At 41.5% G+C, this 14999-nt stretch carries 17 protein-coding genes; 4 read left to right on the top strand and 13 right to left on the bottom strand.

Annotated features, from left to right (window positions below; all coding sequences use genetic code 11):
- Positions 1-32: 32 nt before the first annotated feature.
- Positions 33-758 (top strand): DNA repair protein RecO, encoded by a 726-nt coding sequence (gene recO, locus BM375_RS07290; RefSeq protein ID WP_093364829.1) that lies wholly within the window; start codon positions 33-35, stop codon positions 756-758.
- On the opposite strand, the gene BM375_RS07295 is transcribed toward recO, so the two are convergent.
- From BM375_RS07295 to BM375_RS07310, 4 genes are read right to left on the bottom strand one after another with little or no spacing between them, the layout of a single operon-like run.
- Positions 752-1435 (bottom strand): pseudouridine synthase, encoded by a 684-nt coding sequence (locus BM375_RS07295; RefSeq protein ID WP_093364830.1) that lies wholly within the window; start codon positions 1433-1435, stop codon positions 752-754. The genes recO and BM375_RS07295 overlap by 7 nt on opposite strands.
- Positions 1435-1803 (bottom strand): DUF4359 domain-containing protein, encoded by a 369-nt coding sequence (locus tag BM375_RS07300; RefSeq protein WP_093364831.1) that lies wholly within the window; start codon positions 1801-1803, stop codon positions 1435-1437. The genes BM375_RS07295 and BM375_RS07300 overlap by 1 nt, the downstream gene beginning before the upstream one ends.
- Positions 1804-1848: 45 nt before the next feature.
- Entirely contained in the window at positions 1849-2325 is a 477-nt protein-coding gene (locus BM375_RS07305) for a DUF4112 domain-containing protein (RefSeq protein WP_093364838.1), read from the bottom strand.
- 4 nt (positions 2326-2329) lie between these two features.
- Entirely contained in the window at positions 2330-3058 is a 729-nt protein-coding gene (locus tag BM375_RS07310; protein WP_093364839.1) for an SIMPL domain-containing protein, read from the bottom strand.
- Positions 3059-3214: 156 nt separating this feature from the next.
- Here BM375_RS07310 and BM375_RS07315 point away from each other — a divergent pair, with 156 nt between their 5' ends.
- On the top strand, positions 3215-3406 hold the full coding sequence (locus BM375_RS07315; RefSeq protein ID WP_093364840.1) for a cold-shock protein: 192 nt from the start codon (positions 3215-3217) through the stop codon (positions 3404-3406).
- A 158-nt stretch (positions 3407-3564) separates the two neighbouring features.
- Positions 3565-4647: a glycine cleavage system aminomethyltransferase GcvT gene (gene gcvT, locus BM375_RS07320; RefSeq protein WP_093364841.1), complete on the top strand. Its 1083-nt coding sequence runs from the start codon at positions 3565-3567 to the stop codon at positions 4645-4647.
- Positions 4648-4689: 42 nt separating this feature from the next.
- Here the strand turns inward: gcvT and BM375_RS07325 are convergent, their stop codons facing one another.
- The 4 genes from BM375_RS07325 to BM375_RS07340 form a co-directional block, all read right to left on the bottom strand.
- The gene (locus BM375_RS07325; RefSeq protein WP_093364842.1) at positions 4690-4875 is read right to left on the bottom strand and encodes a DUF6358 family protein; all 186 of its coding nucleotides are present in this window, start codon (positions 4873-4875) and stop codon (positions 4690-4692) included.
- Positions 4876-4877: 2 nt separating this feature from the next.
- Positions 4878-5180 (bottom strand): hypothetical protein, encoded by a 303-nt coding sequence (locus tag BM375_RS07330; protein ID WP_093364843.1) that lies wholly within the window; start codon positions 5178-5180, stop codon positions 4878-4880.
- Between the two features lie 38 nt (positions 5181-5218).
- Positions 5219-6643, bottom strand: a complete 1425-nt coding sequence (locus tag BM375_RS07335; RefSeq protein WP_093364844.1) for a Glu/Leu/Phe/Val family dehydrogenase — start codon at positions 6641-6643, stop codon at positions 5219-5221.
- A 232-nt stretch (positions 6644-6875) separates the two neighbouring features.
- Complete coding sequence (locus BM375_RS07340; RefSeq protein ID WP_093364850.1) at positions 6876-7190, bottom strand: rhodanese-like domain-containing protein; 315 nt, start codon at positions 7188-7190, stop codon at positions 6876-6878.
- A gap of 133 nt (positions 7191-7323) precedes the next feature.
- Here BM375_RS07340 and BM375_RS07345 point away from each other — a divergent pair, with 133 nt between their 5' ends.
- Complete coding sequence (locus BM375_RS07345) at positions 7324-8631, top strand: M20/M25/M40 family metallo-hydrolase (RefSeq protein ID WP_244525846.1); 1308 nt, start codon at positions 7324-7326, stop codon at positions 8629-8631.
- Positions 8632-8670: 39 nt separating this feature from the next.
- Here the strand turns inward: BM375_RS07345 and BM375_RS07350 are convergent, their stop codons facing one another.
- The 5 genes from BM375_RS07350 to secA form a co-directional block, all read right to left on the bottom strand.
- Entirely contained in the window at positions 8671-9159 is a 489-nt protein-coding gene (locus BM375_RS07350; RefSeq protein WP_093364852.1) for a GNAT family N-acetyltransferase, read from the bottom strand.
- A gap of 5 nt (positions 9160-9164) precedes the next feature.
- The gene (locus BM375_RS07355; protein ID WP_093364853.1) at positions 9165-9728 is read right to left on the bottom strand and encodes a hypothetical protein; all 564 of its coding nucleotides are present in this window, start codon (positions 9726-9728) and stop codon (positions 9165-9167) included.
- A gap of 3 nt (positions 9729-9731) precedes the next feature.
- The gene (locus BM375_RS07360; protein ID WP_093364854.1) at positions 9732-10952 is read right to left on the bottom strand and encodes a M20 metallopeptidase family protein; all 1221 of its coding nucleotides are present in this window, start codon (positions 10950-10952) and stop codon (positions 9732-9734) included.
- Between the two features lie 11 nt (positions 10953-10963).
- The gene (locus BM375_RS07365; RefSeq protein ID WP_093364855.1) at positions 10964-11416 is read right to left on the bottom strand and encodes an SPOR domain-containing protein; all 453 of its coding nucleotides are present in this window, start codon (positions 11414-11416) and stop codon (positions 10964-10966) included.
- 87 nt (positions 11417-11503) lie between these two features.
- Positions 11504-14806 carry a preprotein translocase subunit SecA gene (secA, locus tag BM375_RS07370; RefSeq protein WP_093364865.1) on the bottom strand — a complete coding sequence of 1101 codons (3303 nt, stop codon included), beginning with the start codon at positions 14804-14806 and terminating at the stop codon, positions 11504-11506.
- Positions 14807-14999 lie beyond the last annotated feature (193 nt).

A 14999-nucleotide genomic window follows, 5' to 3' on the forward strand; every position in this document is an offset into this window, starting at 1 on the left:
CCCCTTTTTCAAACGGATGATTACCTTTGTGCATGCTCCACAAAACCAAAGGTATTGCACTCAAAATGACCAGCTACTCGGAGAGTAGTATCGTCGTCCATATTTTTACTGAAGCTTTCGGTATGCAATCCTATCTAATAAATGGAGCAAAAAAACCGAAGGCCAAATTATCTGCCAACCTTTTCCAGCCTTTGCATCCCTTGGAGCTGGTTGTATACCATAAGGACACCAACAACTTGCAGCGCATTAAGGAAGCGCAACAATACCCTCCATTACGCACTATTCCTCTGGATATTGTAAAAAGCTCGGTGGCCATATTTATCAACGAGGTGCTGTATAAAGTCTTCAAGCAACAATCGCCCGATCCTCATTTGTTCCATTTTGTACAGCAATCTATCCTTTGGCTGGACGAAAGCCAGACTAATATAGCCAATTTTCACTTGGTCTTTTTAATCAAACTGAGCCGTTTTTTGGGTTTTCTTCCTTTACAGCACCACGGGAGAGCACTTTCCTACTTCAATCTTTTAGACGGTGTTTTTACAAATACGCTTCCTGCGCATACCCATGTTTTGCAAGAGCCGCACACCTCTCTGTTCCAAAACCTTATGCAGGTATCCTTCCAAGACGCCTCATCTGTCAAGATTAACGCCGAGGATAGGAAGATACTATTGGAAAAGGTTATTGAATTCTACCGTTTACACACCGAGAATTTTGGGCAGCCAAACTCCCTCTATATATTAGAAGAAATTTTTCATTGATGTATCCCCAAAATTTCCATTACTCGGGTAAACTCAGGTTGTAAAGGTGCTTCAATCTCCACTTTTTGCTCTGTTGAAGGATGGTCAAAGACCAATTTCTTAGCATGTAACATCATAGTATCCATACCAAAATGTTCTTTCCAGAATTTATTCTGTTTATTGCATCCATGAGGTCTATCGGCAATAATCGGATGGAAAATATGGGCAAAATGTTTCCGAATCTGGTGCATCCGTCCGGTCTCGGGCTGCACTTCCACTAAAGAATAACGAGCCGTGGGGAATTTACCAAAGGACACCGGAATCTCAGCCTGCGCTATGGTTCTATAATGCGTAACCGCCTCCTGTAACGTTCCGTTTTCCTTCTGCAAAGGATAATCAATAGTGCCCTCACCTTCGGTAAAACCACGAACAATAGCCCAATATGTCTTGCACGTTTGCTTTTCCGCAAACATAGTCTGTGCAAGGCCATCCATTTCTTTGCTTAAGGCAAAGAGCAGCACCCCGGCAGTCTTTCGGTCCAATCGATGGGACGGGTATACGGTCTGCTGGATTTGGTCACGCAAGAGTTGAAGGGCAAACTCCGATGTGTCTGCAGCAATCGACGAACGATGCACCAAAAGCCCATGTGGTTTATTAATAGCAATAAGCTCGTCATCCCGATATAAAATGTCGAGCATTATAGGGTCTTGATTTTTTCTACAATTTCTGAAGCCTTTTCATCCATTTTGGGACTGAGCCAGATGTACTTAAAAGCTCCCCCTCCAATGATATTCTCCTCTCCGTTCCACCGTATCTTTGTCAGGGAGAATAGGTAGTAGTTCTCTACCTTTACATGCGTTTGCACAAATTGATCTACCAAGGTATATCCAAAAAGCTGCATGCCGAAATCGACGATTTCTTTGTTCTTGTCTCCGCTTTCCTGACGCAATAGCTGGGCAGCCTTTTCTTTTATCGCTTCCTCATGCTGTTCTTGCTTAGGGTTGGTGAAAACAGCAATGAGCATCAGAACAATGATGGTCAAAGCAAAAATTCTTGTTTTACTCATAGTGTGCAAAAATAAGGTAAATGGGCAAAATTATCCTCTCTTGACTTAAAATAGCTGTATAATCCATTCACCAAATCGCCACAGACCATACAGCAATAGAACGCAAAGAAGCAATAAGCCCAAAAACAGGCCCAATAATATGCCTTTGGCGCTACCTTGATGTTTTCCTTCATAATAATGCGACCGTAGTAGCTCAACATTTCGTTGGTTGGCTTTCGAGAAAAAGTCAAAGATATTACCGAGGATAGGAATACTTCCCACTATAGCGTCCACCATGACATTCAACAGCATTTTGACCGCTACTTTAGAGCTTGCCCCATTACGGAACATCACCAAAACCAGAACAATCGAAATAGCAAAACTTAGTGTTTGCCCAATAATGGGAAAGAAGTTTAAGATAGGGTCCAGACCGAAACGGAAATTTCCAATCTTAAACTTGCCATCCATAAGGTTGGCAAGTCTAATGACCCACTTAAAATCTTTATCTATGCGATCCCTGGGAGAAAGAGGAGTTGTATCCATCTATTTATTGAAGTTCAAAAACCCCGTCAATATTACAAGTCAACTTTATTGGTTTGACACTAATATCCAAGTCAGGGGCTGCTCCAGAAGCGTCCGCAGACTGCAATTCTACTTTAGCCATCGTTGCATACATTCGTGGTGAGGGCATAATGTCATTCCAGCCAAAGGAACTGTTATCATTTATAACTAATACTTTACCGATTTTATCCCCTGTCGCAGATGCAATAATCTCCGCATTGGTACGAGCATCCTGTACCGCTGCAACCTTTAGTTCTTTTTCAATTTCACGCTTTTGCGAATGGTCGTATCCATTGATGGATGTATTCTGTAAGCCTTTGGCGTCCACCTTATCTAACATTGTGTTCAAGCCGTTTAGGTTTGTTACTTTAATACGAAATTGCTTCGCTTGCAAAAGCTCATTGTTACCTTTTTTCTTTGTATCGTAGTTATAGCTATAAATATTCTGGATGGTAAAATCTTCTTTCTTCACCCCAGCTGCCATAGCCGCATCAAAAAGCTGTTTTTCCAATGTTTCTATTGTTACTTTTTTCTTTGTGTTACCATCCACAAAATACTCCCGCAAGGAAATGGAAAGATAGACAATATCCGGTGTTACTTCTCGCTCAGCGTATCCGCGAGTAGAAACTTTTCTGCTGAATTCATAAGAATTGGATTGTGCATTTACCATAGATAACGTTGATATGGCGATTAAAAATAAAATTAATTTCTTCATGTTTTTATTTTTCTAATACTGTATATAATACCCTTATGTGTTTGATTTGTTTGACCTTCCTTGCACATTTTCGTTTAATTATTTTAAAAATAAAAACCTTAGGTTCGAAAAATTATCCATACCTTTATAAATAATACAAATTAATACAATACAAAAATGCAAGAAGGCGTAGTAAAATTCTTTAATGAAACCAAAGGTTTCGGTTTCATTATCCCTAATTCTGGCGAAAGCGAAATTTTCGTTCACGTATCAGGATTGGTAGACAAAGTTCGTGAGAACGATCATGTTTCTTACGAAGTTGAACAAGGCCGTAAAGGTCTTAATGCGGTAAATGTAAAACTTATCTAATACAGATTTAATATATTTATTGTAGAAAAGCCGGATCTTAGATCCGGCTTTTTTATTGGGCTTCTATCGAATACACAAATTGAAATTATCATAAAGAAGAACTCTAAATATGCTCTTTTTTTGCGTAATTTTGAAAAAACTGATTTATCAAAATAGATATGAGTAAAAACACGGCACTCACAGAGCACCATATTGCCTTAGGTGCTAAAATGGTCCCTTTTGCAGGCTTCAACATGCCTGTACAATATTCCGGCATCAATGACGAACACGAAACCGTACGTACCGGAGTCGGTGTTTTTGATGTAAGTCACATGGGCGAGTTCATCATTAAGGGTGAAAAAGCATTAGATTTACTTCAAAAGGTATCATCCAACGACGTTGCTAAGCTTTATGACGGAAAAGTGCAATATGGCTACTTGCCAAATGAAGATGGTGGTATTGTAGATGACTTCTTAACATACCGGATTGACGAACAGACTTATTTTTTGGTTGTCAATGCTTCCAACATCGATAAAGATTGGGATTGGATTTCCAAATACAATACTTATGGTGTCGAGATGAAGAACATTTCTGATCAGACTTCCTTGTTTGCCGTACAAGGCCCTAAAGCTGCCGATGCATTACAATCTTTGACGGACATCGAGTTGGCTCCTATGGAATACTATACTTTCCAGAAAGGTACTTTTGCAGGTGTGGACAATGTATTGGTTTCTGCAACAGGCTACACCGGCGCTGGTGGTTTTGAAATCTATGTTGCTAATGAGCATGCCCAACAGGTATGGGATGCCATCTTTGCCGCCGGCGCTGAATACGGCATCAAGCCAATAGGATTGGGCGCACGTGATACGCTTCGCTTGGAAATGGGCTTTTGTCTATATGGCAATGATATTGATGACACGACTTCTCCACTTGCCGGAGGTTTGGGCTGGGTAACCAAATTCACGAAAGACTTTGTGAACTCCGCCAACCTTAAAGCAGAGAAAGAAGCAGGCGTGAAACAGAAATTAGTCGGTTTCGAAATGATCGACCGTGGTATCCCTCGTCACGACTATGAGATCGTGGACGCGGAAGGCAACAAAATCGGCCGCGTGACTTCCGGAACGCAATCACCAACCTTGAAAAAATCTATTGGCTTAGGCTACGTAGATGCTGCTTTCGCTAAAGAAGGAACAGAAATCTATGTTTCTATCCGTAACCAAGCGGTGAAAGCCGTAGTGAAAAAACCACCGTTTGTGAAATAATATTTCTATTGTAGAGACACAATGTATTGTGTCTCTACAAATTTATTTCTTCGTTTCCTTCCGAACTACCTTTAACAGCACCACCTTCAAATAAACGAGCACGACCAATAGTGCAATAGAAATGAATAATACCATTTGATTACCCGTTTGGAAGGATACTATTCCGCTATATACAATAAAGGCTATTGCCAGATTCAACACGATGTTGAGGATAAAATATTTTTTCATTGTTATTTATTACTTTTTGGTTTGTGCAGGACTTTCTCCCGAATGAAAAAGAAATAGGCTATTCCTGCTATAATATTTCCAAAGATGATAAACAGGATCAGCAACATGCGCTCCATATTAGACAACTTGGGCGAGAGCATAACTTCACGAAGAACCAAAACAACCCAGAGCAGGGATAAAAGCAAAGCGATACTGATCAGTATGTCCGCTAATGGAAAGCGTAACACCTTAAACAGTATCGCCAGTATATAAAAGCCTAAGCTGAAATAGAATGCCTGCTTTGTCTGATGCGTCAAATCCTTCATGTGACAAAGGTAGGAAATATGATCAACTTAACTTTCCATTATGGGAAGATGCCCAACTCTTCGTAAGCCACGCCAATCTTGTCGATAGCACAGACAAATGCTGCTGTACGCAAATCTTCCACGCCTTCGCGGTTTTTATAAATCTCCCGGATTTCGCCGTAAGAACCAATCATAGTATCTTCCAGACCAGAATGCACCAAGTCAATTTCTGATGGCCCTCTCAAAATAGTCTTGCGTTCCAATTCCGAAACCTTTCTGCCTGTTGTAGATTCTATAATATCAATCAACTCTTGGTACATATTTTCGCTAAAGCGTTTCTCCAATCGTCCATAACGCACATGGCTCAGGTTCTTCAACCACTCAAAATACGAAACCGTTACCCCTCCAGCATTCAGATAAATATCCGGAATAACCAATATACCTTTTTTGTTTAGAATTTCATCCGCTTCCGCTGTTATTGGACCATTAGCCGCTTCACCGATAATCTTTGCCTGTATCTTGTCTGCATTCTCTGCGTGGATAACACTTTCCAGAGCCGCAGGAATAAGAATATCACACGGCTGTTCCAAACCTTCTGCTGGATTAGAGAAGCTAATTGCCCCCGGGAAGTTCAAGATGCCTCCCGTTTGTTGTCTATGTGCCTGGACAGCATTCAAGTCTAATCCATTCTCATCGTAGATAGCCCCGTCATACTCGATTAACCCCACCAATTTGGCGCCACCTTCGTAGAAATATTTTGCAGCGTGATAACCTACATTACCTAGACCTTGCACAATAACCCGTTTCCCAGCAACCCCCGTGGTGAGCCCTAATTGATCCATATCCTCTTGGAAAGAGCAAGCCTCACGGACGCCAAAGAATACACCTAATCCTGTAGCCTCCGTACGTCCTCTGACGCCTCCTTGTGAAACAGGTTTGCCAGTTACACAAGCTTGTGCATTAAGATCGTTCGGGTTCAAAGAGGCATAGGTATCCACAATCCAGCTCATTTCCCGAGAACTCGTTCCATAATCAGGTGCAGGTACATCAATCCCCGGGCCGATGAAGTTCTTCTTGCACAGTTCGGAGGTATAACGACGTGTAATCTTTTCCAACTCAAAGGCAGAGTATTTTTTGGAATCGATTTTAATCCCACCTTTTCCACCTCCGAAAGGAACATTCACGATAGCACATTTATAGGTCATCAGTGCGGCCAAAGCCATTACTTCTTCCTGATCCACCTCTAGGCTAAATCGTATACCTCCCTTACATGGAAGTTTGTGGTGCGAGTGTTGCACCCGATAGGCTTCGATAACCTCAATACTGTCTCCTATCTTCACAGGGAACTTCACCCGCAATATAGAATTACAGGCTTTAATCTGATCCAAAATTCCCTTGTCAAAACGGGTTTGTTTAGCCGCCTTGTCAAAATTGCGTTGTACGCTTTCGAAAAAACTTTGATTTGATGAATTTGTATTCGCCATAGCGTTCTTATGTTTATATTGATCCTTTTTTTACACCTTCTCCCTATCCCAAATCACATATTAAAGTTAGCTAAACTTTAAACAGCTAAGCAACAAAACAAAAGAATTATATTATTTATTTACAAACAGATAGTTTGTTTAGAAATTCACAAGGATTGCAATTGGTTTTTATAATTCGAGTATTTATACTTTTGAAGTTTTAAAAACTTCAAAAGTATAAATAGTATCATTCTTAATACACATCCAGTTCTGGATCGATTTCTTCTTTCCAGGCAAGTATCCCGCCTTGGAGATTGGACAGATTATCAAAACCCTGTTGCTCCAATAACATCACGGCCTGTGCACTGCGTTTTCCCGAACGGCATTGAATAATAACCGGTTTATCTTTGGAGATTTTATCCGATTCAATGACAATACCTGCCAACGGAATATTCAATCCACCCAAGTTGGAGACTTCATATTCAAATGTTTCACGAACATCAATCAGTTGAAAGTCCTCCTGATTATCGATCATGTTTTTTAACTCTTGTACTGTAACTTCGTTCATATTTTTATACTTTTATCAAACTTAGAGAAATTTACCCTTACCAACAATAGAAGAGTATAATAAGGTAAATTTATACATAACTCCTCTTGAATAAAAATTTTTTGGAGGAAACAAGTGATATTAAGACAACAACATGATGAAAAGAAACATCCTTTCGTATCTCTTACTGCTTGCCAGCCAGGCTTATTTCTTATTTTCCACAGCTCAGGTGGCAGACAAAGATGATGTCAAACGTATTATTGAAACTTTAGCCTCCGATGATATGCGTGGTCGAGCGGCACTGAGTAAAGATATTGAGCGGGCAGCAGATTTCATTGCCGATGAATTCAAATCTGTCGGACTTCAATCTTACACTGAAGAAAACTACAGACAGACTTTTTACATGACCAAGGTCAATTCCTTGGAACAACAAGTCATCATCAACGGTACAACGCTGAAAAACGAAGACTTTGTGATGATTAGTAGTGCTCCTCAAGTAAGTTGGAATCAAGATAGTACTGTCGAAACCCTGGAAATCAAAGCCGGAGAGGATTTCTCCCAACGCTTTCGGGAGATTGTGCGCAACAATCCGAATTCCAATATCGTTTGGGTAGATCCTTCTTTCGGACCTATGCTACAGCGCTTTAAGAAGATCTTCCCGAAAGAGAGTGTTGTTCCAAAGCAGGACAACGTAGAAGATGGGCCAAGCAAGGTCTTTATCCTCAAAAAGGAACCTGTACAGACTTTCCAAATTAACGCAGCAACCCGCAGAGAGGATTTTCCTTTGTTCAATGTGGCGGCTGTTTTGCCCGGAAAATCCAAGCCTGACGAGTTCGTCATATTCTCAGCGCATTATGACCACATCGGTGTATTGGATGCTGTAGAACAGGATTCCATCGCCAATGGAGCCGATGACGATGCTTCAGGAACAACGGCTGTTATCAGTCTAGCAAAACACTTCAAAAAATTGAATAAAAATGAGCGGACATTAATATTTGTTGCCTTTACTGCTGAAGAAATCGGCATGTTTGGTTCCAAATATTTCTCTAACCAAATAGACCCGGATAAGGTTGTGGCCATGATTAATATGGAAATGATCGGAAAAGATTCAAAGTTTGGACCAAACTCCCTTTATATCACTGGATATAATGCCTCAAACCTGGGGCAATTGATGCAGGAAAATCTTAAAGGAACGGAATTTACTTTTCATCCCGACCCCTATCCGCAACAAAACCTATTTTATCGTAGTGACAATGCGGTACTTGCAGCATTAGGTGTACCTGCACATACCTTTTCAACGGTACAAATTGACCAGGATGATTATTACCATACCGTCAGCGATGAAGTAGAAACTTTGGACATCGAAAACATCGTGTCGAGCATTGAGGCTATTGCTAAAGGTGTGGAAGGTATTGTTCAGGGAACACAGACCCCTTCTCGCGTAGAAAAACTAAGGGATTAGTACAAAAAGTGAGCGACTTTCGGTCGCTCACTTTTTGTACTATACTTTCTTCTGCATAACGTAATCATCCAGAATAAAGCCGAAATACGGTATATCTATCTCCTGTACAACCTCGAATCCTTGTTTAAGGTAAAAGTAATACGCTTTATTCCCTCTATTTACATTAAGCTCCAAAGTATCCACTCTTCTTTTCCGGGCTTCTTCCGCTGCAAACTGTATAAGTGCTGCGCCATAGCCTTTTCCTTGGCAGGAAGCCAGAAGATAGAGCTTTTCAATACGCAATAAGCATTTATCTTTAACTTGAATGGCAATAAACCCAACAGCCTCTTCCCCTTCCCAAAGCAAATAAAAATCCTGACCTCCGCTCATAGTATCACGTATAGCATCTGGTGTATAGCTCCTATTGAGCATAAATACAATCTGCTCCCTGCTTAAAATATCGGAATAGGTAGCATAATAGGCTGCATTTCCTATGTGATGGATAATGTCTGCTTCCGCTGGCAAAGCTTTACGAATAGTGTAGGACATAACGCTTAAATCTCTTCCCCAAGTAAAACAAAATCGTCCGTATTGAATTCCAAATAGATAAATCCGTCCTGCTCGGTCAGAAAGCAGTCTTTATCTATTTTGGCTATACCCACCAAAGATTTCAATTGGTCCTCCCTTACATGGATTTTTTCACCTTTTTGTTTCCACTTTTCGTATTTCCTCCGCACTAATACATAGCGTTTCTCCTCAACGAAAAGCACAATGTTGACATATTTACTATAAGCAAATATGCTCTCAGGAATCTTATCACAGACCATATTAACCGCACCATATCGATGCTCTACCAAATACCGTAATGTATCTTCGATGATGCCACGAAACAGAGGGATGGTTTTTACTTGTGTCTGGGGGAATTTTCTTTCGGTAGGAGCGATAACAAAATCTACCTTGATACCCTCAGCCAACAGAAAATCTACCGTATCCTCATCCGTAAAAACTGTTGGGCTCCACTCCAGCAGTTGTCCGATAAGCTCCTGGTCCAATACTTTAAAAGATGTTATCAATAAAGCAGGTTCCTGATTTTCCCGAACGATGTGATGTGAGGACATTGCTTAATATCCCCCTCCTTTGGAGGGGTTAAGGGAGGATTCCAATTGCTTTAAGGCAATATAGGACATCAAACCGATGCTTAGTTCCAAAGCTTGTTCATCAATATCAAACGTTGGTGTATGCACTGCCGAATATATTCCTTTCGCTTTATTACCTGTACCTAAGCGATAGAAGCAGGCATTGGTCTCCTGTGAATAATAGGAAAAGTCTTCAGCTGCTGGCCAGATGTCCAATTCTAAGACATTCTCTTCTCCGAGATATTCTACAGCAGCCTTTCGAGAAGACGCTGTGATTTTTGCTTCATTGATCAGGAAAGGGTAGCCTTTACGTACTTCAAAGTCACAGGTTGCCCCCATGCTCTCCGCAATACCGACAGCCATCTTAACCATTTTTTGGTGAGCTTCGCCACGCCAGTTTTCATCGAATGTCCGAAATGTCCCTTCTAGATATACCTCATCAGGAATAATGTTGGTAGCACCATTGCCCACGATTTTACCCCAAGACAATACGGTCGGAGTACGTGGGTCGGCCTGACGGCTGACAACTTGCTGCAATGCTGTAATAATCTGTGCTGTAATAGCAATTGGGTCAATATTTTGATGTGGATGTGCTCCGTGTCCTCCCTTTCCTTTTACCGTCATAAAAAGTTCATCACAGGAAGCCATATATTTCCCGGAGCGGAACCCCACTTTGCCAGCTTCTATAAAAGGCATAACATGTTGTCCGATGATACCCTGCGGAGCTGGATTTTGCAACACTCCCTCTTTAATCATAATCGAAGCTCCCCCTGGCAATCGCTCTTCTCCTGGTTGGAATATCAATTTAATCGTTCCGCCAAATTCCGAACGAAGGGATTGCAATATGTGGGCTACACCCAATAACGATGAAGTATGTACATCATGCCCACAAGCATGCATAACGCCTTCATTTTGAGACCCGTAAACCCTTCCTTCTACTTCTTGTATCGGTAAGGCATCCATGTCTGCACGCAATGCCAATACTTTGTCCGAAGGTTTTTCCCCGACAATCAGTCCTACCACACCTGTATTGGCCATAGATTCATAAGAAATGCCCAATACATCCAACTTTTCTTTTACAAAAGCTGCCGTTTGGTATTCTTCAAAGGAAAGTTCCGGATTTTGGTGTAAATGCCTGCGAATAGAAACAACTTCGTTAAAGTACTGTTTAGCTAACTCCTTGATTTTATTCTGTAGATAAGGCATGGTTGTTTTGTTTATTCGTAAGCCCAGATGTCTTCCGTAAAGACAAAGACATTGCTATATTGGGAACGCAGTTGACGCATGAAGTTATCGGCTTCTGAACGGCTTCTGAAGTCCCCCACTTTCACACGGTAGTTTGGTTCGTCGTAGGTGACATAACTTCCGACATCTTTATAACTCCTTTGGAAACGGGATTGTACAGCATAGGCATCATTACGGCTTGATCCAGAGAAAATCTGTACCCGAAAACCTCTCACCTTTACCCGTTTTCCGCCTTTTTTACTCGCTGTACGTTCACCAAGGCTTACCATACGTGCTACAGTAGGATTGATACCATTCTCCGCTCTAAATTCCTGCAATAAGCTGATCAAGGTATCCCGTTGAACCTCCACAATTCCCGTTTGGGCTTTGCTTATTTGCATAAATCCAATGAACGCTAAACTTAGTATCAATCCTTTCTGCAACATTTTTTCAAAAGTTATGAAAGTGATCTCAGCGATGGAAGTGAAGTTAATCACTTACTTAGAGCCATTATCACTTTATATTAAATTTTATTAACTGTTCTTGCCGTGGCAGTTTTTATATTTCTGACCTGAACCACAAGGACATTCATCATTGCGGCCTACAGTCTGTTCCTTACGGATCGGCTGTGTAATTTGCTGCTCACGAGTGTCCCGGTCTTCTTCAGATACTCCTGTCGGAGAACTCAATTCCGCTTTGGTGGCTTTTACTTGTGCAGGTTGCGCCGGTATAGGGCGCGCTTCGCGGACCTGATCTGGTTGCTGTTGTCCTGGAATCTCTCCTTTGAACAAGAAACTCACAATCTCTTTGTTCATGGATGCCAACATACCTTTGAAGAGGTTGTATGCCTCCATCTTATAGATAATAATCGGGTCTTTCTGCTCATAAACCGCATTTTGTACCGATTGTTTCAAATCGTCCATCTCGCGTAAGTGCTCTTTCCATGCTTCATCAATCAAGGCCAATACAACACCTTTCTCAAATGATCTGAAAACCTCACGTCCTTCTGTCTCCACTGCCTTCTGCAGATTTGCAGCAACTTGTATGCCACGAATACCGTCTGTAAAAGGAACCACAACATTTTCTATCATGCCTCCACGCTCTGCCAATACATTGGTCAGCACAGGTAATGTCTGAGCCGCGATCTGTTGTGCCTTATTATGGTAGTGTGTGATAACTTGTTGGAAAAGCTTGTCCGTCAATACGTGCGCATTGCTCTGTGTAAACTCCTCCTCTGTGATTTCAGGATTTATCGCAAACAAACGAATCACCTCGATTTGAAGCTCTTCGTAGGTTCCTCCTTCTTTTGCCTCAAGAACAACATCCTCTACGACATCGAAAATTGTGTTGTTCAAATCTACATCCAAACGCTCGCCAAACAAGGCATTCTTACGTTTGGTATAGATTACCGTACGCTGTGAATTCATCACGTCGTCATACTCCAACAAACGTTTACGTATACCGAAGTTATTCTCTTCTACTTTGCGTTGCGCTCTTTCGATAGATTTGGTCAACATGCTATGCTGCATCACCTCACCTTCTTCAACACCCATTCTCACCATGATGTTGGAAATACGCTCCGATGCAAAAAGACGCATCAAGTTATCTTCCAAAGACACGAAGAATTGCGAAGAACCTGGATCTCCCTGACGTCCGGCACGACCTCGCAACTGACGGTCTACACGGCGTGACTCATGACGCTCAGTACCGATAATAGCCAAACCTCCCGCATTGATAACTTCCTCGGTCAATTTAATATCCGTACCACGACCTGCCATGTTTGTGGCAATCGTTACCTGACCTGGACGACCAGCCTCCGCCACGATGTCAGCCTCTTTTTGGTGCAATTTCGCATTCAAGACATTATGCTTGATTCCACGAAGTTTAAGCATACGGCTTAATAATTCCGAAATCTCAACAGAAGTCGTACCCACTAATACAGGACGTCCCTCCTCTGTCAAACGCTGGATTTCTTGAGCCACAGCATTGTATTTTTCACGTGCTGTACGATAGATAAAATCTTGGCGGTCATCACGCTGAATTGGTCTGTTTGTTGGGATCTCAACTACATCCAATTTGTAGATTTCCCATAACTCTCCCGCTTCTGTAGAAGCAGTACCCGTCATACCCGATAATTTGTGGTACATACGGAAATAGTTCTGCAAAGTGATGGTCGCATAAGTTTGTGTTGCATCTTCGACCTTCACATTTTCTTTGGCTTCGATGGCTTGATGCAAACCGTCAGAGTAACGGCGTCCTTCCATAATACGACCAGTCTGCTCATCCACAATCTTCACTTTACCTTCATCCACGATATATTGGTCGTCGATTTCAAATAAAGTATAAGCTTTCAACAATTGGTTGATGGAATGGATACGCTCTGACTTTATAGAATAATCACGAAGAAGTTCTTCTTTACGCTGTGCTTTTTCTTCCAACGGCACATCCAATTTTTCAATATCGGCAATTTCAGAACCAACATCTGGCAAGATGAAGAAACTTGGATCCTCACCCGATGCTGTAATCAATTCGATACCTTTTTCTGTAAGCTCTACTTGGTTGTTTTTTTCATCGATAACGAAGAACAATTCTGCATCTACCTTTGGCATATTGCGATTCTGTTCCTGCATGTAGTAGTTTTCTGTTTTTTGCAGAATCTGACGGTGATTACCTTCAGAAAGGAATTTAATCAACGCCTTGTTTTTCGGCAAACCACGGAAAGCACGCAATAGGGCCATACCTCCGCCTTCTACATCGGCATCTCCTGCCGCAATGGCTTTTTTAGCCTCGTTGAATACCGTGTTGATATAGTTTTTCTGTGCATTGACCAAGCGTTCGATTCTTGGTTTCAGCTGATAGAATTCATGTTGGTCACCACGAGGGATCGGTCCGGAAATAATCAATGGCGTACGCGCATCATCAATCAATACCGAATCCACCTCATCAATCATAGCAAAATGCAATTTGCGCTGTACCATGGCATCCGGCGTCTGCGTCATATTGTCACGCAGGTAATCAAAACCAAACTCGTTGTTAGTTCCGTATACAATATCCGAAAGATATGCTTTTCTACGTTGTGGAGAGTTCGGCTGATGCTTGTCGATACAGTCCACACTTAAACCGTGGAACTCGAACAACGGGCCATTCCACTCGGAGTCACGACGTGCCAAGTAATCATTGACCGTAACGATATGTACACCTTGTCCGCTTAACGCATTGAGGTAAGTAGGTAGTGTTCCCACCAACGTTTTACCCTCACCCGTAGACATCTCGGCAATCTTACCTTGGTGTAACACAATACCACCAATCAACTGCACGTCGTAGTGTACCATGTTCCACGTGACTTCCGTCCCTGCGGCCATCCAAGAATTCTGCCAAATTGCCTTATCTCCATTAATCGTCACATTTGGTTTACGTGCTGCGATGTCCCGGTCAAAATCCGTTGCCGTAACCTCTAACTCTTTGTTTTCAGTTAAACGACGGGATGTTTCTTTCACTACCGCAAAAGCTTCTGGAAGGATTTCTTTTAATATTTCTTCCAGTTTCTTATCACGGTCTTTGGTTAATTTGTCGACTTTCTCGTATAGATAGGTCTTTTTGGTCATATCTACCTCAGGAAGATCTGCCTCAGCCTTAAGCTCAGCGATTTCCTTATCGATATCTGACAAATATTCTTTTATTCTTTCTTTAAAGGCTATGGTTTTCCCCCTCAATTCATCGTGGGTCAATGAGGACAGTTTCTCGTATTCTTCCTTAATCTTATCTACGATTGGTTGTATAGCTTTGATATCGCGTTCAGACTTGCTACCAAATAACTTGCTTAAAAATTTTAACATAATACTTTTTTCTCTGTGTGTTGCCGTACAATAATGACTCCAATTCTGTTATTGCAGACATTTTGACACTAATCGGGCAAATTTAGGTATTAGATATGATAAGTTACAGGGTTGAAGGTTATTTTTTTAATTTGTTACGGAAAGATTATTGAGGTACGGCATAACATCTATAATGTCTATCTCATTTTCGTCC

The organism is Sphingobacterium wenxiniae (assembly GCF_900116225.1).
Taxonomy (GTDB): Bacteria; Bacteroidota; Bacteroidia; order Sphingobacteriales; family Sphingobacteriaceae; genus Sphingobacterium; species Sphingobacterium wenxiniae.

Excerpts from the sequence above, each read along its gene's own strand:
- recO (WP_093364829.1), top strand. The coding sequence starts at position 33 with ATGCTCCACAAAACCAAAGGTATTGCACTCAAAATGACCAGCTACTCG.
- BM375_RS07295 (WP_093364830.1), bottom strand. The coding sequence starts at position 1,435 with ATGCTCGACATTTTATATCGGGATGACGAGCTTATTGCTATTAATAAA.
- BM375_RS07300 (WP_093364831.1), bottom strand. The coding sequence starts at position 1,803 with ATGAGTAAAACAAGAATTTTTGCTTTGACCATCATTGTTCTGATGCTC.
- BM375_RS07305 (WP_093364838.1), bottom strand. The coding sequence starts at position 2,325 with ATGGATACAACTCCTCTTTCTCCCAGGGATCGCATAGATAAAGATTTT.
- BM375_RS07310 (WP_093364839.1), bottom strand. The coding sequence starts at position 3,058 with ATGAAGAAATTAATTTTATTTTTAATCGCCATATCAACGTTATCTATG.
- BM375_RS07315 (WP_093364840.1), top strand. The coding sequence starts at position 3,215 with ATGCAAGAAGGCGTAGTAAAATTCTTTAATGAAACCAAAGGTTTCGGT.
- gcvT (WP_093364841.1), top strand. The coding sequence starts at position 3,565 with ATGAGTAAAAACACGGCACTCACAGAGCACCATATTGCCTTAGGTGCT.
- BM375_RS07325 (WP_093364842.1), bottom strand. The coding sequence starts at position 4,875 with ATGAAAAAATATTTTATCCTCAACATCGTGTTGAATCTGGCAATAGCC.
- BM375_RS07330 (WP_093364843.1), bottom strand. The coding sequence starts at position 5,180 with ATGAAGGATTTGACGCATCAGACAAAGCAGGCATTCTATTTCAGCTTA.
- BM375_RS07335 (WP_093364844.1), bottom strand. The coding sequence starts at position 6,643 with ATGGCGAATACAAATTCATCAAATCAAAGTTTTTTCGAAAGCGTACAA.
- BM375_RS07340 (WP_093364850.1), bottom strand. The coding sequence starts at position 7,190 with ATGAACGAAGTTACAGTACAAGAGTTAAAAAACATGATCGATAATCAG.
- BM375_RS07345 (WP_244525846.1), top strand. The coding sequence starts at position 7,324 with ATGATGAAAAGAAACATCCTTTCGTATCTCTTACTGCTTGCCAGCCAG.
- BM375_RS07350 (WP_093364852.1), bottom strand. The coding sequence starts at position 9,159 with ATGTCCTACACTATTCGTAAAGCTTTGCCAGCGGAAGCAGACATTATC.
- BM375_RS07355 (WP_093364853.1), bottom strand. The coding sequence starts at position 9,728 with ATGTCCTCACATCACATCGTTCGGGAAAATCAGGAACCTGCTTTATTG.
- BM375_RS07360 (WP_093364854.1), bottom strand. The coding sequence starts at position 10,952 with ATGCCTTATCTACAGAATAAAATCAAGGAGTTAGCTAAACAGTACTTT.
- BM375_RS07365 (WP_093364855.1), bottom strand. The coding sequence starts at position 11,416 with ATGTTGCAGAAAGGATTGATACTAAGTTTAGCGTTCATTGGATTTATG.
- secA (WP_093364865.1), bottom strand. The coding sequence starts at position 14,806 with ATGTTAAAATTTTTAAGCAAGTTATTTGGTAGCAAGTCTGAACGCGAT.